Here is a 23736-nt window from a genome sequence, read left to right as displayed (position 1 = left end):
AAAAAAATCCAAGGAAATATACTGGTTGTACTTCCCAAGTTCATTGGCGATACAATTAATTGCACCCCAGCAATCAAAATGCTTAAAACACTTTACCCGAACAAAAAAATCTATGTGTTAGCGCGCCCACATCTTGTTGAAATGCTATCTCGAGATCACTCGATTGAGGTTATTGCTGATAATCGCTTTAATACGCATCAGCCTTGCTCACTTTTAAGCCAAGCGAGTATATTAAAAAAAGCCGATATTGACTTAGCAATCATACTCAGAAACTCTCTTTCAGAAGCGCTCCTTTGTTTTGTAGCTAAGATTAAATATCGTATTGGCTATGCACAAAATGGACGTTCGCCACTACTAACTCACGCATTAAAGCTTAATAAAAATCACCATTATATTTACCGCTATTGCCGTTTAATAAACGAGACACATGGGTCTCCTTTCTCTGAAATCCCCAATACCGAAGTACAAGCTAAAAAAAGTAGTTTTTTAAAAGGTGATAAAAAGAAAAAGCTGGGGATTTACTTTGGTGGTAAAAATAAACGATGCCGTCATTACCCTGAAGATCTCGCCATTCAAACCTTAGAAAAACTCAGTGAAGAGCACCCTGACTTCGACTTTTACATTGTTGGCGACCCTTCTGAGAAGGATGAAGCTGAGCAGTTAATCGCCAAACTTAATAAGAGTAACGTGTCAATCACAAACCTAGCCGGTCAAACTTCTATGTTAGAAATGCTCGACTTAGTTGCGTCTTTAGATTTATTTATCACCATTGATTCTGGCCCTATGCATATCGCAGCCGCCGCAAACATCCCGTTTGTAGCATTAGTCGGGTTAGGCACATCGCCTTGGAGTACCGTCGCTCCGAAGCAAAAGAATTACATTGCCTTGGTTGCCAACGGCCAGCAATTAATAGACAGTGAACTAATAAGAGACATCAAGCCTAGCCAAATTTGTGAGGCGGTTAACCAGCTAATTTAAATATTGATCACTTCTGAACGCATGGGCGCTAAGCGCTCTAAAAGCGTGTTTTGCAGCCGTTGAGGTATTTGCTGCTCGTCCATTGCGTTTATTAAAAGCTCAACCACGCGGTTAAAGTCTTTTTCAGATATATTCATACCGGTATGAATATCAATCATCGAATCGCCTGTATAGCTGCAAGGCCCATCAGTGACTGAGCATAGGTGCAAAATGAAACCTTGGCGAAAGTGCGCTACATTTGCTTGCTTAAAATACTCAAGAATCCTGCTATCGTGCCCGATTTGGTTAATAAAACTATCAACCAGCTTTTCTATACCTTGCTGTCCATCTAGTTGTTGATAGAGGCTAAGCTGGTTTGTTGCTCTACACCCACTCAGCAATACCACAAGTGCAAAAACATAAAGACCATATTTCATTACCAATATCCTGTCACTGACAAATACCAACCTGTTTGATCATCTGCCCCCGCAATACGCCCTAAATCAAGCCATGCAGCAGTGACACTGATATGTTTATTAGGAAACCAAGCAATAAATATATCTTTCCAATCTTGCTCCGAAAGACCAAGGTTATTGCTTTTTTCACGGTACTCGATACCCACTGCCACCTGATGCGTTAAAAACACAGCACTGGATGCTTCAAATAACAATTTTTCAGCACTGTTTTTCCCGCCATATCCTAGTAAGCCTAACTGGTTAGCCTCGCTGTAACGCACAGTAGTGTTCCAAAACCAATTATATCCAGCAAGTGCCCCTAAATGGAGTTTACTTGCTGCAATATACACATCCGTGCCTTTTGTATCCTTAGCGCCTAAAAGTGAAGCAAGCGCACCGTTTTGTAGTTCCTTATGCTGCATGCCTAAGCTTACTTGTGGCCATTCACTGTAAACAATATCACCATAAAGCCTTATTTTAGCCGCACTAATTGATTGTTCAATTTGAGTGTCCAGTGCAGGCACATCAAACTGCTGCTGCGCATAGCTAAGTTCTACACGGTCGAATAAGTTAAACTGCACGCCACACACATCTAAGCGGTAGTCAGTTACATCTGCACGACTACAAAAACCGTTGATTGCCACTTCATCAGCGCTTGCATAACCCGCTAATTGCGCCCACGGTACTAACCCGCCCCCAGCACTTCCTTCAACTTGCGAAACCCCAGGTGTTGCCAGCAACTTGCCCGTTGCTGCAAGGCTTGAAGCTACATTAACTAAACAGTATAAACCTATAAGCCATTTACAATGTTTCATTGTATTGTGCTAACCATTGAATAAATTGTTCGGACTTGAGAGGTCGACTTAAATAATACCCTTGTGCGTAGTCACACTGTATTTGTGTGAGCAAATCAAGAGATGCTTTATTCTCAACCCCTTCTGCTACAACCGAAAAGCCAAGTTGATGGCCCAGGCTTACGGTCGATTGAACTATGTATTGGTCTTGCTTAGATTGATCTAGCTTTAAAATAAAACACTTATCTAGCTTTAACTCGTCAATAGGCAGCGACTTCAGGCGTCCAAGTGATGTTTGTCCCACACCATAATCATCCAAAGAAATCTTAACACCTAAGCTCTTTAGATTTTCAAGCGCTTTTATCCCTTGCTCTTCATTTTCTATCATGTCACGTTCTGTAAGCTCGATTGTGATTAAATGGCCACTTAACTGGTGTGCTTTAAGTTGTTTAGACAAATGAGAGTAAAAGCTTGGGTAAGCAATATCCTGCGCCGATACATTGATGGCAGCCTGCATCGAAATTCCCATTTGCTGCCACTGTGCAACTTGTGATACTACCGTTTTTACCACCCAAGACGTTAACTCAACAATCACACCGGATTGCTCTGCTAAATCGATAAATAACTCTGGGGAAATCCATTGACCATCTTTACGCTGCCAACGAATCAGTGACTCAACTTTATCAATACATTGCGTTTTAATATTTAGCTTGGGTTGATAGGTCATAAAAAGCTGCCCGTCATCATCAAATAACGCTTGCTTTAGTTCATCTATAATAGCCAATCGTTCAAGGTGCTCTTCATCCTCACCTTCTTGATAGTAGTGCACATTTTTTTGTTCAGATGAGGCTGTATCAACAGCAATTAATACACGGCGCATTAAATCATCAGGGTTCACGCCTTGTGACATACAATGGACGACACCAGTACTAAAGCGTAAGGTTATATTTAACCCTCGAATTAAATAGCCCACTTGTAATTGAGCCATTAACTCCATCACACTACTTTTTAGCTGCCCTGCTTTTTGACTGGGGAATAAAGTTAAAAACTCATCGCCACCAATTCGAGCATTCACTCCACCAATCTGCTCTGAGTACTCACAAATTCGCTTTGCCACCGCTTTTAAACATTCATCACCAATCCGTGGGCCCAGTTTATCGTTAATATGTCGAAGGCCTCTGATATCAATTGCCACTAAGGTGTAATCAATGCCAAGTCCTAACAGAGATTCCATTTTTTCGAGCATGGCACTGCGGGTTAAAAAGCCAGTTAAAGAGTCATGGCTCGCTTGAAAGCTGATTTGCTGCTCACGCTCTTTAATATCATTACCCATGTTATTGAAAGCGTCGATAAGTGTTGTAATCTCACTACTTTGCTTTTTACCAACAAAGTCTGCCTGATAATTACCACGGGCAAATTGTTGCGCCAGTAATGTCAGCTGTAATAAAGGCGTCGTTAAATTTTTAGCTAAAAAGCCACTGGTCAAAACCCCAATAAACACCGTAATAACCGCTAAAATAATGATAGTAAAAAAGAGCTGCTCAAATTCTCGGTAACTTAGCGTTAAATCTGCACTAAGTAATACCGTAACCTGATGTCCTGACAATGAAGGTAGCTGAATTATACGATTACGATAAACTGGCTTCTCACCAAAAATACGATGTGTCATTTTATTATTGAAGTGATCAAGTACTGAGCTTCCATAAAGCTCATCAGTGAGCGATGTTTCGACAACATCATCCTCTTGACCAATAAAGCTCACATCCATAGTGGTCAGGTTTTTCAACTCTTTAGCGACTAAGTCTGTAATTTTGAAACCAACGAGGCTGTATGCCACTGTACGAGGCGCTCGCACTGGCAGTAAGATCACCTGATATAAAGTTTTATCAATTATAATAAAATTTGATTGCTCAGCATGCTTCAGCAGTTCACGCATCAAAGGGGTAAACTCATCAGAGGTATGATCTAAGTCAGTATTTGCCGATACAAGTTGACCCGACAAATCAATTAACATCATTAAATCTGCGTTAATACGTCGACTGTGATTATTTAAAACGCTACTGATTGTGTCGGCATCTTGCGTGGCAATAGCTTGTTTAAAACCAAAATCAGCAGTCAGCACTTTCGCAGCCGTTAACAATAAGCTTTCTTTGGCGCTAAGATACTGCTTGAACACATTCTCAGCAACATTGATATCTTCAACTAACTTTTGATTATTAAAACGATTTGTTGACCACCAAGAACTCAATAAACTCACCAGTGTGGTAAGTAGAACTAAACCCACGCATAGCGCAATAATTCGCCCTCTTAAACTATTAACCATTATTTACCTTAAACATCTCGCCAAATGTATTTCGTGGTGCAGGTTCTACAGTCTCAACAATAACTTCATAAAACTTTTTAGGAGGTTGATTTACAATCAGTGACTGCTTAAAAGTAATATCGCTTACTTGGTTTGGGTGCCAAATAGTTAAACTTAGTGGATATATAACGTCGTTAAGTGTTGCCATTCCCTGATGATTTGTTTTTGTAGCCCGATGATTTTTAGCGACATAGATATAGCCCACCATTGAATCATGGATATTACAACCAAGTACCACAACACCTGAGGTATCAAATTTTTCAGGCTTTTCGGGTTGCCCCGCATACAGTTTTATATCAAAGACTTTAGCAGGCGAAAAAGAGTAAACATGATGGCGAATATCATCACTATTAGGAAAGTCCACTAACTGCCCTTGTTGAACAATCAGTACCGTAGGAGAAAATTGTTTATTAACTTGATCCATTACCGCGACTGGAAGAGGCGTAGATTCATTATTTTTTATTGCAACCTGCTCAATAACAGCGTCAGATAACGGATTACCTAGCTGGTCACGAACAACAAATGAAATATCCGCTGCAAACAAAGTTGAACTAGTAAAGAGTGCAAGACCACACGTCGCGCGAAGCCAATGCGCAAATAAAAACATAGGTTGGTTCCTTGCTTAGCTTATTCTGCTAATTAGTATAGATTAATCTTGTGTTAAGTTAATGACTGAAAGCAGGAAAAGCAAGAAAAAAGCCAAGCAGATGTACCTAAAATACAAACTTGGCTTAAAAATAAGAAAGGCCTTGTAGGAATGTTAGGCCTAAAAAGGTATTTAACTGTGTTTAATCAAACCGTATTCATTGTCTAAAATAGCAATCACTTCACCACGCGGGTCGCTTGGTATCGTTATTTTTTCGCCCACTATTTTACTTGCGATACCAACATAAGTATCAGACACTTCAAGCATCACAGATTCAGGCAATGTGTAGTCTTTTGCTAATTGCTCCCGCTCACCCATGCGATCTTTATTTAACAATACATCACTGTCTGGCACATTATTAATTAATAACTGGCGGAAACCTTCTTTTGAATTTTCAACTATTTTACCATCACGATAAGCAGGGCCATCCCAAATACGTGATGAGTCAGGCGTACCCACTTCATCAATATAAATAAGCTTGTCTGAGCCATCGATATCTTCTACGTAACCAAACTCAAACTTAGTATCTACGAAGATTTGGTCAAGCTGTGCTAACTCATCACTAATAAGCTTAAAGCCCTCAACTAGCAATTGCTCATATTTAGCGACATCATCTTCAGATTTAAAGTTAAATACTGATAGATTATTCGTAATGTTTTCGCGAGTGATATTAACATCGTCCACCTCAGGAATTTCGGCAACACCTGTAATAATCCCTTTTGTTGATGGTGTAATAAGTACATCATCTAACTTTTGATTAGCTGTTAGCCCTTCAGGCAAATCAATACCACAGAAATTGCGTGTGCCTTTCGCGTAATCACGCCACATGCTACCTGTAATATATTGGCGAGCAATTGCTTCAACTTTTACTGTACTTGCTTTACGCACAATCCACACATAAGGATGTGGAATATCAACAATATGATTACCTGCAAGACCTGCTTTATCAAATAACTTAAACCAATGTGATGCCACTGAGTTTAAGGCAATGCCTTTACCTGGCACACCATTTAAGCCATTTTCACCTTGCCAAATACAATCAAACGCAGAAATACGGTCTGAAATAACCATAATAGCTAGCTCAGTTCCCTCTGGAACTTGGTAACCTTTTTCATTAATTAAACGAGCGCTGTCTTCATCAGTTAACCAATAAACTGAACGCACTTTACCACTGTGTACCGCACCTTTGGTACGGATCGGTAAATCATCGTTTACGTCTAAAACTTTATAGCTAGTCATGCTATCTCCGAAAGTATTTGGCATGCTCAAATGAGCACGTGTATGGGATTGGGGTTATGGCCGCCTATAATAATCTAGACGCTATGAAAGCTCAATCATTGCGCTACGATCCGCTTTTCAATTCTCATAACAAAATCAATAAACTTTAAATGTTCTGTAATTTTGCTGTCATAAACAAAACTTCGCTATAATAGCGCCCTCACAATAGGAGGTTTTCTTGGATTACTTAGCAGCTACCGCAGAAAAAAAATACTTAATGTATATTTCACAGAATTATTCATACGCCATCTTGCGCCCTCTACAGCAAGAAATTTTAGCTCATGGCGGTGAGGTTAAGTGGTTTCTAGAAGGAGACGAGGTTAACCCTGATTTTCTTCACCAAGAAGAACAACGTTTGATGTCATTAAACGATGTAAAAAAATGGCAGCCCGATATTGTCTATCTACCAGGAAATATTGTTCCAAACTTTATCCCTGGTAAAAAAGTCAAAGTTTTTCATGGCTTTAATTCAGGAAAACGCGTTAATAATGGCCTAGATAATCATTTTAAAATTCGTGACTGTTTTGATTTATATTGCACGCAAGGGCCATCAACTACGACCACCTTTATAGAGCTTGCTCAGAAGCATGGCTACTTTCAAGTAAAAGAAACAGGTTGGCCAACACTTGATCCCTACTTTTCTGAGATTGAAAATAACCCCTATGAAGATAAGCAAGATCCGCGTAAAACATTGCTCATTTGCTCGACTTTTTCTAGGCGTATCTCACTTGCTCCAAAGCTTTATGAACAAATTAAAGCCTTTAGCGAGCAAGGAAAATGGCGCATTTTAATGCAGTTTCATCCTAAAATGCCTAGTGAACTCGTTGCGCAATATAAAGCGCTACAAAATGAAAACTTAACCTTTGTAGAAACCGACAATGTTTTACCGCTTCTAAAAGCAGCGGATGTGATGCTCTGTGATACCTCATCGATATTACTGATGTTTATTTTACAACGTAAGCCTGTGGTGACCTTCTGCAACCAAAACCCAGGGGAACATCTCGTTGACATTACAGATGCAGACAAAATCGAACAGGCCATCGATTATGCTCTCACAGAACCCGATGAGCTAATGGCTAAAATTGAGCACTTCTGCCAACAGTTACACCCATATCAGGACGGCTTATCGAGTCAACGTGTACTTGCTGCCAGCAATGAATTACTATTGACTAATCCAGCACTTAAGCCAAAACCACGTAATTTTATTCGTAACCTAAAAATGCGTAAAAAATTAAATTACTGGCGATGGTAACAACTTATAGGTCGTTATGATCACGCTTTCAAATGTGCTATTTAAGTGGCACTCACAACAAACGGCGCCAACGATCAATATTGCACAATTGCAGATTGATCAAGGCGAACATGTTTTTCTTCATGGCCCGAGTGGCTGCGGTAAATCAACGTTGCTATCTTTGCTTGCCGGTGTTGCTACTCCTAACAAAGGCACAATTGAGTTACTTGGCAAAGCAATAAACCAACTTAGTAATAGCCAACGCGACCGTTTTCGTGCCGACCATATTGGTTATATTTTCCAAAACTTTAATTTACTGTCTTACTTATCACCCATTGAAAACGTGACATTAGGCTGCCAATTTTCACCATCTCGCAAACATCATGCGCTTCAAAACAATGCCACTATTAGTGCAGAAGCGAGCCGACTGCTTACAGCGTTAGGGTTAACAGGCAGCTTACAGCATCAAGCTGTCGGTGAATTAAGTATTGGCCAACAACAACGTGTTGCAGCAGCCAGAGCATTTATAGGTAGCCCAGAAATCATTATCGCCGATGAACCAACCTCGGCACTGGACACACAAAACCGTCAAGCATTTGTGAAGTTACTGTTTGCCCAAGCCACAGCCACTAATAGCACACTCGTGTTTGTCAGTCATGATGAGACCCTGCGCAGCCTTTTCAAACGCAGCATTGACCTTGTTGAACTACAAGGAGGCAGACATGCTACTACTTAAACTTGCCGCAAAAAGCTTATTCAACCGCAAAGCCAGTGCTTTGCTTACGTTATTCACTATTGCTATCAGTGTGATGTTGCTCATGTCGATTGAGCGTGTTCGTATCGATGCCAAAAGTAGCTTTAGTAATACCATTTCTGGCACAGATTTGATCGTTGGCGCTCGCACGGGCGACATTCAATTGCTGCTCTCTTCTGTATTTCGTATTGGACATGCTAATAACGGCGTCAGTTGGCAAAGTTATCAGTATATTGCAAAGCAACGAGGAGTAAGCTGGAGCATTCCACTGTCGTTAGGTGATAGCCATAAAGGCCTTGCGGTGCTTGGCACAAACAAGGACTACTTTACTCACTATCGCTTTGGTAAGAAGCAGCCATTAAGCTTTGCAAACGGCCATGAGTTTAATCACTTATTTGACGTTGTTCTTGGTGCTGATGTAGCCAAATCCCTTGGCTATCAACTGGGTGATAAGGTCGTGATTGCTCACGGCATGGGTAATACTAGCTTTCATAACCATGATGATAACCCATTTACCGTTGTTGGTATTTTACAAGCAACGGGTACACCCGTTGATAAAACCCTACATATTCCACTTGCTGCGATTGATGAAATTCATGGGGGTCATAATCATCAACATGAAAAAGCTAATGACCACGACCACGACCACGACCACGACCAGCATGATGCTGTCGATCTCATCGGCACACCAAAACAAATAACCGCTTTTCTACTTGGTTTTGATTCGCCACTATATACCCTACAAGTGCGCCGCAATATCAACCAATACAAAGAGGAGGCATTACTTGCCATCATGCCTGGTGTGACCTTACGCGAATTGTGGGAAATGCTCTCAATTGTCGAAAAAATATTATTACTTTTTTCAATTGTGGTGGTCATTATTAGTTTACTTGGCATGTTGACCAGCCTGCTGTCGAGCTTAAATCAGCGTCGCAGAGAATTGGCTATTTTGCGCTCGGTAGGCGCTAGGCCTTGGCATATTTTTACATTGATAAGCGCAGAATCATTACTCATCACTGGGCTAGGCTGCCTTGTTGGTGTCGCCTTGTTCTACGGTTTAATGCTATTCGGCGCAGGTTACTTGCAAAGCCATGCCGGAATAAGCCTTAATATAGCGCTATTATCGGCCTATGAACTTATGCTATTAGCTGCGATAATGTTTGCAGGTTTTATCGTCGGGTTGATACCTGCAACCCGCGCATATTTTTACTCACTTGCCGATGGCATGAGTATCAAAATTTAAGGAATTTTATGCAATTTTTTCAAAAATTTATTGCTGTTGCCATGCTTTTATCTTGCACTTTTGCGAATGCAGGCAAACCTAAAGAAATTTTTTGGGAAGACTTAATCCCTCAAGGGCATGTACAAATTGACACTCAAGCACAAGCTAACCATGAGGGTTCAGAACAAAATTGGGTGCAACCTGATTTAGATGCGCCGGTTGTTAAAGAACTGAACGGCCAATCAGTTAGTTTGCCTGGCTTTGTAGTGCCACTAGAGGGCGACAGCGAAGTGATTACTGAGTTTTTACTGGTACCATATTTTGGTGCCTGTATCCACGTACCACCACCGCCACCAAACCAAATTGTGCATGTCACAATTGAAGGTGGTGTGCCTATTGAGAGCCTTTATGATGCAATCGTTGTTACAGGGGTGATTAGCACAGAAACGTGGTCGGGTGAAATTGCCCAAGTTGGCTATAAAATGAAAGCGGTCGGTGTCGCACCATTTGAACTATAATTTAAAAGCACACCGAGGCGTGCTTTTTCATGGTTACTTTCAGAGTCACTTTTGGCAATTAGCACAGTAAACTGTGCTTCTTTGCCCTAATCTAATTTCCTTTAGTGGCTCTTTACAGTTAACGCACGGCTCGCCTTTGCGGCCATAAACCAGCAATTGCTGCGCAAAATAACCAGGTTTACCATCACTTTGGGCAAAGTCTTTTAATGTTGTGCCACCTTGTGTAATCGCCGCTGCAAGGGTTTCTTTAATAATGGGCACTAATTGCTGATAACGCTTTAATGATACCTTGCCGGCTTCACGTTTTGGATGAATTCCGGCTTTAAATAGCGACTCATTAGCATAGATATTACCTACACCAACCACCACAGCGTTATCCATAATAAATTGTTTAATAGGTACTTTTTTGTTGCGTGACTGCTCAAAAACGCGCTTTGCAACAAACTCTTCTGTTAACGGCTCAGGCCCTAGCTTTGACAGCAAGGTATGGCATTCATTTGGCGCTTGCCATAAGCAAGCCCCAAAGCGACGAGCATCATTAAGCCGTAACGCTTTACCAGATGCTAAAATAAACTCAATATGGTCATGTTTTTTTAAGGGCTCTGTAGCATCCACAACACGTAAATTACCCGACATACCTAAATGCAAAATAACACTACCCAGTTCACAGCCAAGTAATAAGTATTTTGCTCTACGTTCAACGGACGTAACTTTAAGCCCTTGTAATTGATAAACATCATCAGGCACAGGCCAACGCATGCTGGCGTTATGAATATTTACTTTGGTTACTGTTTGGTCAAGCACATGCGGCGTTATTCCCAAACGGCTAACTTCAACTTCTGGTAATTCAGGCATCTATGACTCTCTTAAAACGGGTATAGCGGAAATAACTGAACGACATCGGCTTGCTCAAGCACAAACACCCGCTGTAACCGCTTATCCAATAAATAGTATTGCTGCTCAATGCTATATAGCTGATACACCGCTGGCAATTGCTCACCAGCAAGCCATACAGAGGCAACATAATCCGCTGACGCCTTTGAAATTTTACTCACTGGCAGCGCTGCGATGGTTAATTGCTGACGCTGCCAACGCTCAACTAATTGCTCTAGTGTTTGTTCATCGGCTTGCCAGGTAATGCTTTGTAACTTTTGGCTCCGCCACGAAGTACCTATGCGCTCAATTTTCAGTTCAGGAAAAGCCATTGCTAAAATAAAGCTTTGCTCAGGCAGTAGAGCTTGAACGCCCTCATTCGCAGGGGGAGTATTGAGCTTTTTGTGCAAACCGTTAAAGAAAAAAATCATCAACAGCATCGAAATAATCACCACATTATTCCATGCTTTTCGGCTCAAACGCATCGTATCTTCCTCACTTTTCAATACCTTAAAGTGTAACTAAAAAGCCCGTTAATTGGCAGTTGTAATTGATCAACAAAATTTCATGTCTGTTATGTATCAATCTGTAGAGACTTTGCTAAAATATCCGCCAAATTTAAAGGAGTTCCGTCAATGTCAATGTATGTAGTGGGTCATAAGATCCCTGATTCAGATTCAATTTGCGGTGCAATTGCGCTTGCTTATTTAAAAAACCAAATCGAAGAACCTGCAATACCAACGCGTTTAGGTGAAGTATCGCCTGAAACACAGTTTATCCTAGATAAATTTGGTTTCGAAGCCCCTGAGCTAAAGCTTAGCTACGCAGGTGAAGACGTTTATATCGTTGACCATACAGAAAAAACGCAAGCACCTGATGACATCGATCAAGCACGTGTTGTCGGTGTTGTTGATCACCACAAATTGGGCGATTTAACATCATCAACACCGCTTGAGTGTTGGATCCGTCCTGTTGGCTGTTCAAACACTATCATCAAAATGATGTATGACTTCTATAATGTAGAGATTCCAAAAGATATCGCTGGCATCATGCTATGTGCAATTTTAAGCGACACAGTAATCTTTAAATCACCAACGTGCACAACGGCTGACATCAAGTGTGTTGAAGCACTTGCTGAAATCGCAGGTATCGAAGATTTTAAAGAGCTTGGCATGGAAATGTTCAAGGTGAAATCAGCGGTTGAAGGCACACCTGCACGCGACTTAGTCATGCGTGACTTTAAAGACTTCAACATGAACGGTAAGCTAGTAGGTATTGGCCAGCTAGAAGTGATCGACCTTGCTGTATTTGATGAGATTAAAGCAGACCTTGAAGCTGATATCGCAAAGCTGAAAGAAGAAGGCGGTCGTCATTCAGTGTTACTACTACTAACAGACATCATGAAAGAAGGCTCGCAAATGCTGATCGCATCGGATGACACATCGGTTATCGAAACAGCTTATGGTGTTGAGTCTGAAAATGACCAAGTTTGGTTAGATGGTGTACTAAGTCGTAAGAAGCAAGTAGTACCGCCACTACAAGACGCTTTTGCAAAAATCTAATCTCACGAAATAGATACAAAAAAGCCGATGTAACTTCAAACATCGGCTTTTTTATTACTCTATTATTTAAATTTTATCTAGATGTTACTAAGGCTACCTATAATAGGTGCTTTTTCAAAAACGGCGTTATCTCAGAGAATAACTTTACTTGGCTTTCTTGATCGTCAAAAAAGTGTGTTCCATCCTCTATTTCAACATATTTAATATCTAGCTGCTTTCTCGCTTTGTCATAGAAATCTTTCGATTGATTATAATTAACGCGCGTATCGTTATTACCATGTATTAAAAGAATAGGTGCCTTAATATGGTTTATTTTTCTTATTGCTGATACCTCAGCTAACGCATCGATAGACTTATCATCTTTAACATCAACAATATTACCTAAGTATTTCCCTTGTCTATCGGTTTTAGTAACAAAAGTTTCAAGGTCAGAGACGCCTGATATACTCACCACACATTTAAAGCGCTTAGGCTCTTGAAAGGCTGCTGTTAAGGCAACATACCCACCGTAACTTGCACCAAAAATACAGGCATTGTCTTTTTTAGCTAAGCCTTGCGCAATTGCCCAATCCATTGCCTCATACACATCTTGTTGCATGCGTTTACCCCACTGGTAATAACCAGCCGTTTCGAATGCGCTACCAAAGCCTGCAGAGCCCCTAAAGTTAACTTGTAATACAGAAAACCCTAACTCAACAAGGTACTGAAGCTCTTTGTCAAAATACTTATAATCTCTGGCATGCGGACCACCATGCGGCATAACGATCAATGGCGGATTTTTAACATTTGCTGGCTGCGTAAAGTAACCCGTTATTTCCAGACCATCACTGGCTTTAAAGCTATAATTTTGTACAGGGCTAAATGACTTTCTGACTAAATAAGGGTATTTCGATAACCAAACACCTCCTTTTTGAGTATTTAAGTCAAAGTAATAATAAGTTGGCGGCGTAACATCGTTAGTGACTGACACTAATAATCGCGTATGATCTCGGCTACGGCTGCTGATTGTGGCTTGCTTTCCTTTAAATAGGCCTGCTACCTCACGCTCTTGTGCGCCATCTTTGTCATCAAAATAGTGAGTGCGATAGTAGTCATCAAAAAAAGATACACCGATAAACTCGCCCTCATTATCAGTTATTGCGCCATCGAGATCATATTTATCATTACTAAAAATCAACTCCTCAAACTTGCCTGCTTCTATGTTATAGAGCCAAAGAGCTTCACGTCCAAGCTCCCTATTAGAGAGCACATACGCTTTCGAGCCATCTTTTGATAAAGCTTGAATAGAAAAAGTGTCATCTTCGCCCCACACCTGTGAGTGAATTTTTTTTAGCTCTGCGTCTTTATTTGCTCTGTACCAAATTGATGCGGTAAATACGTCGTCTTTTTCTTCAACGGCTAGTCCAAGTCTGATAACCCCTTTACTATCAGCATACCAGCTACCAATATCATTTTTATTACCCTGAACTTTATCAAAGTCAGATGTGCCTAAATGCACACGATAGACAACATAGCCCTTATCATTTTTGTCGTAGGTGGAAATAAGCGCGTAATCGGTTTCATCCTTGAGTGATGATACTAACTCAAACGACTGATACTTATACCAACGATCATCTGTAAAACGTGGAGATGTGAGCACTTTAGTTTCAGAGGTTTCTACATTGATAGAGTACAACCTAGATACTCTGAAAAACTGACCATTTACATATTCGGGATAACTTGCCGAGACGATAATGTAGCGATTGCCTGACCAACGAATAAAATCAACACGGTCTTTGTTTTTCTTTAACCGTGCCAGCACCTTAAAATCAATATCAGGAAACTTAGTAACACTAATCGTTGGGCCCGAATCAGTATTATAGAGTGTCGCAATAAGCTCACCATTTGGCGATAAGCTTGGCTGCTCAACCATTGGAAGTTTGGCGTATTGTTCCCATGCAGGGGCTTTTGCATTGACAATGAATGTTGCCAGAAGCAGGATTGTCACGATTCCTTTTAACATATTTTCCCTTTTTAATTAATCAGTTAAATGACTAATAAAAGGATAACACACAGGAAAAGCTAACACAGCATTAATTTTTAGTTAACGTTTTTGAAGAGCTTTTAGATATTAAATAACCACCTTTATAAAGGTGGTTATTTAATGATATTCGGTGGGTTGCAGTCAGCTTTATAGCTGGGTCGCATTACGCTGGCGTAACACTTCAAATAAACAAATACCGGTCGCCACTGATACATTTAAGCTAGATACCGTGCCTGCCATTGGAATTTTAACAAGTAAATCACAATGCTCACGAGTCAGGCGGCGCATACCATCTCCTTCGGCACCCATAACAACAGCCATTGGCCCTGTCAGGTTTGCATCAAATAATTCCGTATCTGTTTCACCGGCAGTGCCAACCACCCACACGCCGGCGTCTTTAATTTCACGCAAGGTACGTGCAAGATTAGTGACTTGTACCAATGGTACTGTTTCCGCTGCGCCGCATGCTACTTTGCGTGCTGTACCATTGAGTTTGGCAGATTTATCTTTAGGCACAATAATCGCGTGTACACCCGCGGCATCAGCGCTACGTAAACAGGCCCCTAAATTATGCGGATCAGTAATACCATCAAGCACCAATAAGAAAGGCGTTTCTTCACGGGCAATGATCTCATCTAGATCTTTCTCGTTATACATACGCGCCGCTTTTACATTGGCAATAATGCCTTGGTGTTGCTCACCATTGGCTTTATTATCAAGCGCTTTACGCTGCATAAACTGTACAGAAATACCGAATTTACGTGCTTGGTCAATAACCGGATTTAAACGTTTGTCTTCACGGCCTTTTAAAGCATAAATTTCTAAAAAGCGCTCAGGCTCTTTTGCTAAAATTGCTTCAACTGAGTGAAAGCCAAAAATTAATTCATTACTCACGTATTATTTGCTCCTCGGCCATTACGTTTACGGGCATTCTTACCCGGTCTTTTTGCCTTTTTAGTGGCTTTTTTCTTACTCTTTTTGTTACTGGCTTTTACTGCATCAGCTTTTTTACTACTTGGCTTTTTGCGCCCTTTAGAAGGAGAAGACTTGCCACGTTTTTCGTTGTCTTTATCGCCTGATTTTGCTTCAAAGCGACTTGATTCAGATTTTTTACCAGGAATTTTACCTGCTTTTAGCTGGGCACGAACACTTGGTTTTGCAGGGGCGCTACGGCCACGACGACGGGCATAACGGTCTTGCTGTGCCTCGCCTGCTAACACTAAGTTTATGCGTCGCTCATCAAGACTGACAGATGATACCTGAACCGTTAATTTATCGCCTAAACGATAAACAGTGTGGGTTTGCTCACCAATCAAGCAATGCTTAGCACCATCGTAATGGAAATATTCATTGCCTAAGTTGGTTACGTGGATCATGCCATCGATTTGTAAATCGTCTAAACGCACAAACAACCCAAAGTTAGTCACCGATGAGATCACCCCACCAAATTCGTCACCAACATGGTCTTGCATAAATTCACATTTCAGCCAATCTGCTACTTCGCGAGTTGCGTCATCAGCACGGCGTTCAGTGGTTGAACACTGCTCACCTAACATATCAACTTCGTCATCAGTGTATGCGTACTCACCCGATGTTTGCTGGCCTTGTGCTTTAAGCACAGCTTTAATTGCACGGTGTACCACTAAATCTGGGTAACGACGAATTGGCGACGTAAAGTGGGCGTAAGCAGGTAACGCTAATCCAAAGTGACCAATATTATCAGGCTGATAAACCGCTTGCTTCATTGAGCGTAGCAACATGGTTTGAATAAGCTCAGCTTCAGGGCGGTCGCCTAATTTTGCTAACACTTGGGTTATTTCTTTTGGTGTTGGCTCATCAGAAATCGCGGTTTCGATACCAAGCTCTGATAAAAAGTTTCTGAAAAAACCAAGCTTTTCAGCATCCGGTTCATCATGCACACGATATAGCGCACTCGCCTTGTGTTTTTCTAATAATCGGGCAGCAGATACGTTCGCTAAAATCATGCACTCTTCGATAAGTTTGTGCGCATCATTGCGCACCACAGGCACGATTGATTCAATCTTACGGTGTGCATTAAACACAAAACGTGTTTCTAAGGTTTCAAACTCAATCGCACCACGCTCTTGGCGTGCAGCTTTAAGTGCCATATACATTTGCTGTAAGTCAGTTAAGTGTGGCACCATCTCGGCATAGTCTTCACGCAGCTTTTCATCGCCTTGTAAAATCGCATTCACTTTAGTGTAGGTAAAACGAGCGTGTGAGTTCATCACTGCTTCGTAAAACTTATAGCCAGACAACTTACCCGCATCAGACACCGTCATCTCTGCAACCATACATAAACGGTCAACTTCTGGGTTTAATGAGCATAAGCCATTGGATAATACTTTTGGCAGCATCGGAATAACTTGCTCAGGGAAATACACTGAGTTACCACGCTCGATCGCTTCTTTATTCAGTGGTGTGTTCATACCTACATAATGCGACACATCGGCAATGGCTACCCACAAACGCCAACCACCTGATGGCTTGCGCTCACAATAAACGGCATCGTCAAAGTCACGGGCATCTTCACCGTCGATAGTAACCAGTGGTAAGTCACGTAAATCTACACGACCTTGCTTTGCTTGCTCATCAACAAATTCCCCTAAATGAGCAACTTGCTTTTCAACCGCTTCTGGCCACACATGGGGAATATCGTGATTACGCAGTGCAACTTCAATTTCCATCCCTGGTGCTAAGTGTTCACCGAGAACTTCGGTGACTTTGCCCACTGCATTCATATGTCGGCTTGGGTTTTGGGTAATTTGCACCTGCACCATTTGATTATGGCGCGCGCCATTTTCACTGCCGGGCAGTATCATAATATCTTGCGTTATGCGTGGGTCTTCCGCCACAACAACGGCGATACCATGCTCAACAAAATAACGGCCGACGATGGGCGCGCGTTCATTAGTTAATACTTTAATGATACGTGCTTCGCATTTGCCACTTGAACCTTTGCGATTGCCTTTAGCAAGCACAATGTCACCGTGCAACACCATATTCATTTGGTGCTTTGCGATAAACCAATCTTTACTCTCACCTTCAACTTCTAAAAAGCCGAATCCGTCACGATGACCAATGACCTTGCCTTTAACGAGGCCTGATTCATCTATCAATGCGTAGCATTTAAACTTATTGAAATACAGTTGACCATCGCGCTCCATTGCACGTAAACGACGTTTGAACGCAATTTGACGCTCTGTATCATTCACCTGTAATTCGTCACAAAGTTGTGTGAAGTTTGCTGGTTTAGCGCGAGATTCTAAGTGAGTAAGTATAAACTCACGGCTAGGGACGGGGTTTTCGTACTTTTCTTGCTCTCGACTGAGATTGGGATCCTGTTTTGACATTCACTATCTTGTTAGTTGGTTATGTTGTTATTTTAACCCATAACCTAACAATGAGACAGGCAAAAGCTATGAAACTTTTAAGAAATTGATTAAACCAGTTTTCGCACTCAAATTGTTCAATAATTTTATAGCAAAATAAAGGACCTTATAACCACCCTTTTCTCTTTGCAATTCTAGCAGCGTCGATACGGTTACTTGCATTTAATTTACTAATCGCCTCTGATAAGTAATTACGTACGGTCCCCTCACTTAAGTATAATTTAGCTGCAATCATTTGCGTTTTTAACCCCTCTGCAGCTAACTTTAATGATGCCCGCTCTTTTTCAGTTAGTGGGTCTCTATCATCTAAAGCACTTAAAACTAATTCAGGATCTATCACTTTATGCCCAGACATGACTTTTTTAAGTGCTAGAATTAAACTATCACTTGATGCCTCTTTAAGAATAAACCCCTTTACACCGGCATCTAAAGAGCGCCTGATATAGCCTGCTTTAGAAAAAGTAGTCATGATTACTATACGACTTTCACTCTTTTCTATTGCCAACTTTTCTGCAAGTTCAATTCCAGATAACTCCGGCATTTCAATATCTGTAAGTACGATGTCAGGTTTACACTTTGGTATTTCAGCAAGCGCCACCTTGCCATTTTCAGCCTGACCAATTACTTGAATATTTTCATCAAGGCCTAAAAGAGCAGCAACAGCTCCTCTAACTAACGCTTGATCTTCAACAAGATAGACCCTTATCATTCTGCCTGCTCCGATTTAATACTCAAAGGCAATTTAATAAATGCAACGAACTGTTGATTACAAAAACTAAACTCGGCCTTTCCCCCTAGCTGTAGAGCTCGCTCTTTAATTCCCGATAGACCATTTCCAAGTGTAATTTGGCTAGTTTCATTTGCATTATTTTTCATTTTAATGTCAACACTATCCAGTGTTTGTAATATTGATATTTCACAATATTTAGCACTACTGTGGCGCAATATATTGGTTACAGCCTCTTTAATTATTAGGTTAACAACTCCTTCTAATTTTGCCGGCAAGTCAACAGCCTTAATATTACGAATAACTTTGAAGCCACTCTCCTCTAACCGAACAATTAACCTATTAATTTGTGTATCTATATCCAATTCTTTTAAATCAGTTACAACTTTTCTCACATCGCTTAATAGTTCCCTAGCCAACTCCGCAACCTGAAAAATTTCCGATCTTGCTTGAGCCTGTCTATTAGCTTGACTTAATTTGCTCGCGAGCTCCGCTTTTAAAGCGATTGAAGATAAAGAATGGCCTAACACATCATGCAAATCTCTAGCTATGCGCTCTCGCTCTGCAATTGCTGCAAACTGCTCTAACTGTTTGCTATTTTGCTTTTCTCGGCGTTTATGGAAAAATTCATTACGCCCTGCAATGCCATAACTAAATAAAGCGACAAGCAATATAAGAGAACCACTGAGAAAATACTCAGCATAATTTTCATTGATTATTTGGCTACTAGATAGCAAAGCTAAAAGTAGTATCGAAATTGCAAAAATACGCGCACGGTTCGAAAAGTTATAGCCTACAATATATGCAACAAAGCCAAATAAAGTCGCGGAGCCAACTGTTAGATAACTAGCAATGACACAAACCAAAATAAGCGACATTAGCTGCAGCCAAACTTGTTCTGTTCCTCTTTGTGTTGCTTTCACATACAAATAAATAAAAATTAAGTACAACAGAACAATCGCGAACATCTGCATAAAGTCAGTGCTTTCAATTTGGAAAATACTCGGAAGCAAATAGAATCCCGAAAAAAGCAGTGGCCCCCAATTCCAAAAAGAGGTCAAATTCGTTTTTTTATCCTTAAGTCGACTATTTAACATATCACTTGCTGCTTTTAGTTCGTTTGAAATTTTAGCCCAATTATTCCGACTAAAATTAATATAATACAGATTATCTGAAATATCGTAATAGACTCTCTAAGCCATATCACACTAAATATTGATACCCCAACAGTACCAATACCGACCCAAATCGCATAACTAATTCCGAGAGGTAACGATTTTAAAGCAAATGACAAAAAGGCAAAGCTGGCCCACATAGCTGCGAATGTAACAACTGAAGGCCATAGTTTAGTAAAGCCATTTGACTGCTTCATAGCAAGTGCCCAAATAACCTCAAAAATTCCTGCAATTAATAAACTTATCCACGCCGCATTATTCATTTTTATTCCTCCAGAAAGTAGAGGCTTAACTATTACTTTTTCTACTTGGCGTAATAAGTGAATTTTGTCATTGATTGAACTGACAATTGTCATAAAAAAGCTATGAAACTTTTAAGAAATTGATTAATTCTGCTAAAAATGGGGCTTTAATATTCTTTGCAGCAAACACTCTGTGTTAATATTTTCGGTAAATAACAACACACTAACAAATTTATATGGATATTAACTTAACCCACTACCTATCAACGATGGCCTATAACAGCGCCTATATTGGTTTGTTCATTGCGATTATAGCCGTTGCAAAATTGTCCTATAACCTAGCGACCCCTTATAACACCACCAGCCAATTAACCGACAATGCCAACAGTGCTTTAGGTTTATCCATTGGCGGCTACTTAGGTGCGATTACTATTATTTATGGTTTTGTGTTAGCAGGGCCTAGTCAAGGTCTACTGAGCGATTTAATGAATGTATCACTTTACAGCATATTAGGTATGGTGCTACTTACTTGCTCACGCATTTTGAATGACAAGTTACTACTGCGCTTATTCTGCAATGAAGCACAATTAATCAACCAACAAAACGAGGCGGTTGGCCTAGTACAAGCGGCTAACTATATGGCCGCAGCACTGATTATTGGTGGCGCATTAACAGGCGAAGGAACGTGGTTATCAGCCATCGTATTCTATTTACTCGGGCAACTGATGCTGATCATTTTTGCCAAAGGCTATGATCGCCTAACAAGTTTCAACCTTCATGAGCAACTCGAAAAAGGTAATAAAGCCGTCGCACTTAGCTTTTCTGCCACTATGTTGGCATTAGCCATAATCTTATGCCATGCGCTGATTGGTGGCTTCCACAGCTGGCAACAAAGCCTGAGTTTATTCTTTATTGACGCATTATTTGGCTTTTTAATTTTACCAATTGTGCGCTACCTCGTTGATAAAATTATCTTTAGTAAAATCTCCCTCGACCAAGCAATGCACGACAACAACACTGCGGTAGCGGTTATTGAAAGTAGCATTGCAGTGTGTGTTGCTGTAATCATTACCATCGCTATTTAAGCTTATTTATGGAGTAACGGATGAACATCTATAAGCTTTGTATTATCGCTGCCATCACATTTTTGGCCTGCTTAATAATACGTTCAGACCTACAGACGCCCCTAATCAGTGGCCAAGATGGTAATTTTAAAGACTACGATGGACAAGACAAAGCCTACCTATTTACAGTGCCTGAAGATGGCCAAATGATGCGTTTAGAAATAACAGGTAGCCTGCCTTTAAATTCATGGAAAGCCATTGATATGGAAATTTTTGACCCTGAAGGCAACTATCTATTTAGTTATTCTGATGAGCTATGGGCTGAATCAGGGCGTGATTCTGAAGGTGAATGGCGAGAATATAAGAGCAGGGCTTATCATGATGTGCACTTCCCTAAAAAAGGCCAATATAGTGCATATGTGAGCAGTAGCTTTGGCCCCAGTAATAGCGCTAAGCATTTCAATTATACATTTCGCATCATTCCAATCAAAGGCAACATCAGCTTCATCGACCCTCTACTTTGGATCACTGGCATAATAGCAGGCTTCTCTTTCATTGTTATTTTGCATCGACTTGGCGCAAAGAGAAAAAACTCTGAACTTACTTATAAACCAATCAACACGTTAAGCCCAGAGGCTATGAAAGCAATGGAAACCCATATCCCAGCTTGGCCAATTGCATTGTTGTTTTTCGTGCCTGTGCTAGTTGCATCTTTGTTGGCTTATAGCAAAGGCGATGATGAGCACGATTGGCAAGTTTATTCATATCACCACTTCAATATAAACGTTGATAAACAATTACGTGAGCAAAGTATTGGCAGCGCAGGTTTCCGTTCACGAGGCGGCCCAGGTGGTAAGTAAGTCAATTCGCGAAAGCCACATTTTACTGTTTAGTATTTTTGTCGCCGGTCTTTGCTCTATAATTTATGAATTATTAATTGCGACCACTGGCGCCTATTTTTTAGGTGATAGCATCACCCAATTTTCCCTGACAATTGGCGTGTATATGGCGGCAATGGGGGTTGGCTCTTATTTTTCTCGCTTCGTGCCTGATAAGCCATTGCTGGTTTATTTTATCGGTTTTGAGTTACTACTAGCATTACTAGGTGGCTTGAGTGTGCCATTACTATACTTCGCTTATGCGTATGGCTTACCACTACAAGCGATTAGTATTTTACTCACCACCTTAATAGGTATTTTAATTGGTTTAGAAATTCCACTGTTAAGTCGCTTAATGGAAAAGCACTATGCGCTAAAAGCAAACCTTGCCAATGTACTATCAATTGACTACTTTGGTGCCCTGCTCGCAACTTTACTATTCCCTTTTCTATTTTTACCTTGGCTGGGGGTATTTAAAACAGCCTTAAGCTTTGGCCTAATGAACTTAAGTATTGCGCTGTTATTGCTGTGGTACTTTATTGACCATATCAGCACTCATCGTCGACAGGTGCTAAGGTTCACGCTCATTTTAGTTAGTCTCATATTGGTGCTTTGTTTATTTGCTAGTAAACAACTCACCCACCTTTGGCAAAGCCAAATCTATGATGATCGTGTCATACACTCAGAGCAAACGCCTTATCAACAAATTGTTCTGACTCGCCATAAAGATGATATTCGGCTTTATTTAAATGGTGGCTTACAATTTTCATCGATTGATGAATATCGCTATCACGAAGCGCTTATTCATCCAGCTATGGTGCGCCATGGCAACGCAAAACGAATTCTAATTTTAGGCGGTGGTGACGGCTTAGCAGCTAGAGAGCTTTTGAAGTACCCGCAACTAGAGTCTATCACCCTTGTCGATTTAGACCCTGCTGTTGCCAAGCTTGCAAGGACTAATCACAACTTAACAACCCTTAATCAACAGTCGCTAAATGATCCAAAGGTTAAAGTTATTCACCAAGATGCCTATGTGTTTATTGAGCAAGGCAAGCAACTGTTCGATATCATTTTTATTGATTTACCTGACCCTAAGGCGATTAACTTAGCACGACTCTACAGCAAACAATTTTACCAATTAGTAAAAGCTAGCTTGCCTGACAATGGCATTGTTGTGACCCAAGCAACGAGCCCGTTTTTTGCGAAGCAGGCATTTTGGTCTATCAACAATACGCTCAATGCAGCAGGCTTCGCCCATACTTTGCCTTATCATTTGAACGTACCGTCGTTTGGTGAATGGGGCTTTGTCATGGCGTGTAATCTGATGTGTAGTAACCACCAGTTATTGCCTGTTAACACTCGCTTTTATCGTCCAGAAAATGATGCTCAACTGTTTATTTTCTCCCCCGATATTAGCGCTAACAATGAAAAAGTATCGACGCTTGATGAGCCTAATGTGCTCCACTATTACTTGCAAGGTTGGAAATATTGGAACTAACCGAATGGATTAGCCTATTTAGGGAGTTTACAAAGTAAAGGATTACCGTTACAAAGAGAGTTAA

Annotated in this window: 22 protein-coding genes; 9 read left to right on the top strand and 13 right to left on the bottom strand. The window is 40.8% G+C overall.

Annotated elements, in window-relative coordinates; all coding sequences use genetic code 11:
- Positions 1-78 precede the first annotated feature (78 nt).
- Positions 79-978: a glycosyltransferase family 9 protein gene (locus tag PAARA_RS08760; protein ID WP_245219930.1), complete on the top strand. Its 900-nt coding sequence runs from the start codon at positions 79-81 to the stop codon at positions 976-978.
- Here the strand turns inward: PAARA_RS08760 and PAARA_RS08755 are convergent.
- The 5 genes from PAARA_RS08755 to PAARA_RS08735 form a co-directional block, all read right to left on the bottom strand.
- A complete protein-coding gene (locus PAARA_RS08755; RefSeq protein WP_062568654.1) occupies positions 975-1394 on the bottom strand; it encodes a group I truncated hemoglobin in 420 nt (139 codons plus the stop codon). The two genes, PAARA_RS08760 and PAARA_RS08755, sit on opposite strands and share 4 nt — an antisense overlap.
- Positions 1394-2227, bottom strand: coding sequence for a DUF3034 family protein (locus tag PAARA_RS08750; RefSeq protein ID WP_062568653.1), 834 nt, complete (start codon positions 2225-2227; stop codon positions 1394-1396). Before PAARA_RS08750 ends, PAARA_RS08755 begins: the two co-directional genes overlap by 1 nt.
- Complete coding sequence (locus tag PAARA_RS08745; protein WP_062568652.1) at positions 2214-4529, bottom strand: EAL domain-containing protein; 2316 nt, start codon at positions 4527-4529, stop codon at positions 2214-2216. Before PAARA_RS08745 ends, PAARA_RS08750 begins: the two co-directional genes overlap by 14 nt.
- Entirely contained in the window at positions 4522-5175 is a 654-nt protein-coding gene (locus PAARA_RS08740) for a methylamine utilization protein (RefSeq protein WP_062568651.1), read from the bottom strand. Before PAARA_RS08740 ends, PAARA_RS08745 begins: the two co-directional genes overlap by 8 nt.
- 171 nt (positions 5176-5346) lie before the next feature.
- The gene (locus PAARA_RS08735; protein ID WP_062568650.1) at positions 5347-6453 is read right to left on the bottom strand and encodes a phosphoribosylaminoimidazolesuccinocarboxamide synthase; all 1107 of its coding nucleotides are present in this window, start codon (positions 6451-6453) and stop codon (positions 5347-5349) included.
- Between the two features lie 217 nt (positions 6454-6670).
- On the opposite strand from PAARA_RS08735, the gene PAARA_RS08730 reads away from it, so the two are divergent.
- The 4 genes from PAARA_RS08730 to PAARA_RS08715 are packed head-to-tail and all read left to right on the top strand — an operon-like array spanning position 6671 to position 10217.
- Positions 6671-7744, top strand: coding sequence for a CDP-glycerol glycerophosphotransferase family protein (locus PAARA_RS08730; protein WP_193987804.1), 1074 nt, complete (start codon positions 6671-6673; stop codon positions 7742-7744).
- A 16-nt stretch (positions 7745-7760) separates the two neighbouring features.
- On the top strand, positions 7761-8459 hold the full coding sequence (locus tag PAARA_RS08725) for an ABC transporter ATP-binding protein (protein ID WP_062568649.1): 699 nt from the start codon (positions 7761-7763) through the stop codon (positions 8457-8459).
- Positions 8446-9720, top strand: coding sequence for an ABC transporter permease (locus PAARA_RS08720; RefSeq protein WP_062568648.1), 1275 nt, complete (start codon positions 8446-8448; stop codon positions 9718-9720). Before PAARA_RS08725 ends, PAARA_RS08720 begins: the two co-directional genes overlap by 14 nt.
- An 8-nt stretch (positions 9721-9728) precedes the next feature.
- On the top strand, positions 9729-10217 hold the full coding sequence (locus PAARA_RS08715; protein WP_062568647.1) for a DUF3299 domain-containing protein: 489 nt from the start codon (positions 9729-9731) through the stop codon (positions 10215-10217).
- 45 nt (positions 10218-10262) lie between these two features.
- Here PAARA_RS08715 and mutM read toward each other — a convergent pair whose 3' ends face one another.
- Positions 10263-11072: a bifunctional DNA-formamidopyrimidine glycosylase/DNA-(apurinic or apyrimidinic site) lyase gene (mutM, locus tag PAARA_RS08710; protein WP_062568646.1), complete on the bottom strand. Its 810-nt coding sequence runs from the start codon at positions 11070-11072 to the stop codon at positions 10263-10265.
- A gap of 11 nt (positions 11073-11083) precedes the next feature.
- Entirely contained in the window at positions 11084-11575 is a 492-nt protein-coding gene (locus PAARA_RS08705) for a hypothetical protein (protein ID WP_062568645.1), read from the bottom strand.
- A 150-nt stretch (positions 11576-11725) separates the two neighbouring features.
- On the opposite strand from PAARA_RS08705, the gene PAARA_RS08700 reads away from it, so the two are divergent.
- Positions 11726-12652 carry a manganese-dependent inorganic pyrophosphatase gene (locus PAARA_RS08700; protein ID WP_062568644.1) on the top strand — a complete coding sequence of 309 codons (927 nt, stop codon included), beginning with the start codon at positions 11726-11728 and terminating at the stop codon, positions 12650-12652.
- Positions 12653-12749: 97 nt separating this feature from the next.
- On the opposite strand, the gene PAARA_RS08695 is transcribed toward PAARA_RS08700, so the two are convergent.
- From PAARA_RS08695 to PAARA_RS08670, 6 genes are all read right to left on the bottom strand, one after another.
- Positions 12750-14654 carry an alpha/beta hydrolase family protein gene (locus PAARA_RS08695; RefSeq protein ID WP_237114452.1) on the bottom strand — a complete coding sequence of 635 codons (1905 nt, stop codon included), beginning with the start codon at positions 14652-14654 and terminating at the stop codon, positions 12750-12752.
- A gap of 168 nt (positions 14655-14822) precedes the next feature.
- A complete protein-coding gene (gene rlmB, locus PAARA_RS08690; RefSeq protein ID WP_062568643.1) occupies positions 14823-15569 on the bottom strand; it encodes a 23S rRNA (guanosine(2251)-2'-O)-methyltransferase RlmB in 747 nt (248 codons plus the stop codon).
- Positions 15566-18049, bottom strand: a complete 2484-nt coding sequence (gene rnr / locus PAARA_RS08685; RefSeq protein WP_062568642.1) for a ribonuclease R — start codon at positions 18047-18049, stop codon at positions 15566-15568. The genes rlmB and rnr overlap by 4 nt, the downstream gene beginning before the upstream one ends.
- A 145-nt stretch (positions 18050-18194) precedes the next feature.
- On the bottom strand, positions 18195-18797 hold the full coding sequence (locus tag PAARA_RS08680; RefSeq protein WP_054552706.1) for a response regulator transcription factor: 603 nt from the start codon (positions 18795-18797) through the stop codon (positions 18195-18197).
- Positions 18794-19912 (bottom strand): sensor histidine kinase, encoded by a 1119-nt coding sequence (locus tag PAARA_RS08675; protein ID WP_062568641.1) that lies wholly within the window; start codon positions 19910-19912, stop codon positions 18794-18796. Before PAARA_RS08675 ends, PAARA_RS08680 begins: the two co-directional genes overlap by 4 nt.
- Positions 19913-19926: 14 nt before the next feature.
- On the bottom strand, positions 19927-20346 hold the full coding sequence (locus PAARA_RS08670) for a DMT family transporter (RefSeq protein WP_245219928.1): 420 nt from the start codon (positions 20344-20346) through the stop codon (positions 19927-19929).
- Positions 20347-20468: 122 nt separating this feature from the next.
- Here PAARA_RS08670 and PAARA_RS08665 point away from each other — a divergent pair, with 122 nt between their 5' ends.
- From PAARA_RS08665 to PAARA_RS08655, 3 genes are read left to right on the top strand one after another with little or no spacing between them, the layout of a single operon-like run.
- Positions 20469-21317 (top strand): DUF350 domain-containing protein, encoded by an 849-nt coding sequence (locus PAARA_RS08665; protein ID WP_245219927.1) that lies wholly within the window; start codon positions 20469-20471, stop codon positions 21315-21317.
- Positions 21318-21337: 20 nt separating this feature from the next.
- Positions 21338-22156: a hypothetical protein gene (locus PAARA_RS08660; protein WP_062568640.1), complete on the top strand. Its 819-nt coding sequence runs from the start codon at positions 21338-21340 to the stop codon at positions 22154-22156.
- Positions 22146-23672, top strand: coding sequence for a polyamine aminopropyltransferase (locus PAARA_RS08655; RefSeq protein ID WP_209438177.1), 1527 nt, complete (start codon positions 22146-22148; stop codon positions 23670-23672). The genes PAARA_RS08660 and PAARA_RS08655 overlap by 11 nt, the downstream gene beginning before the upstream one ends.
- The last annotated feature ends 64 nt before the right edge of the window (positions 23673-23736 follow it).

Source organism: Pseudoalteromonas arabiensis (assembly GCF_001550155.1).
Classification (GTDB): domain Bacteria; phylum Pseudomonadota; class Gammaproteobacteria; order Enterobacterales; family Alteromonadaceae; genus Pseudoalteromonas; species Pseudoalteromonas arabiensis.
Note: the sequence above shows the minus strand (reverse complement) of the source record. Positions and strands in the feature narration are given on the sequence as shown.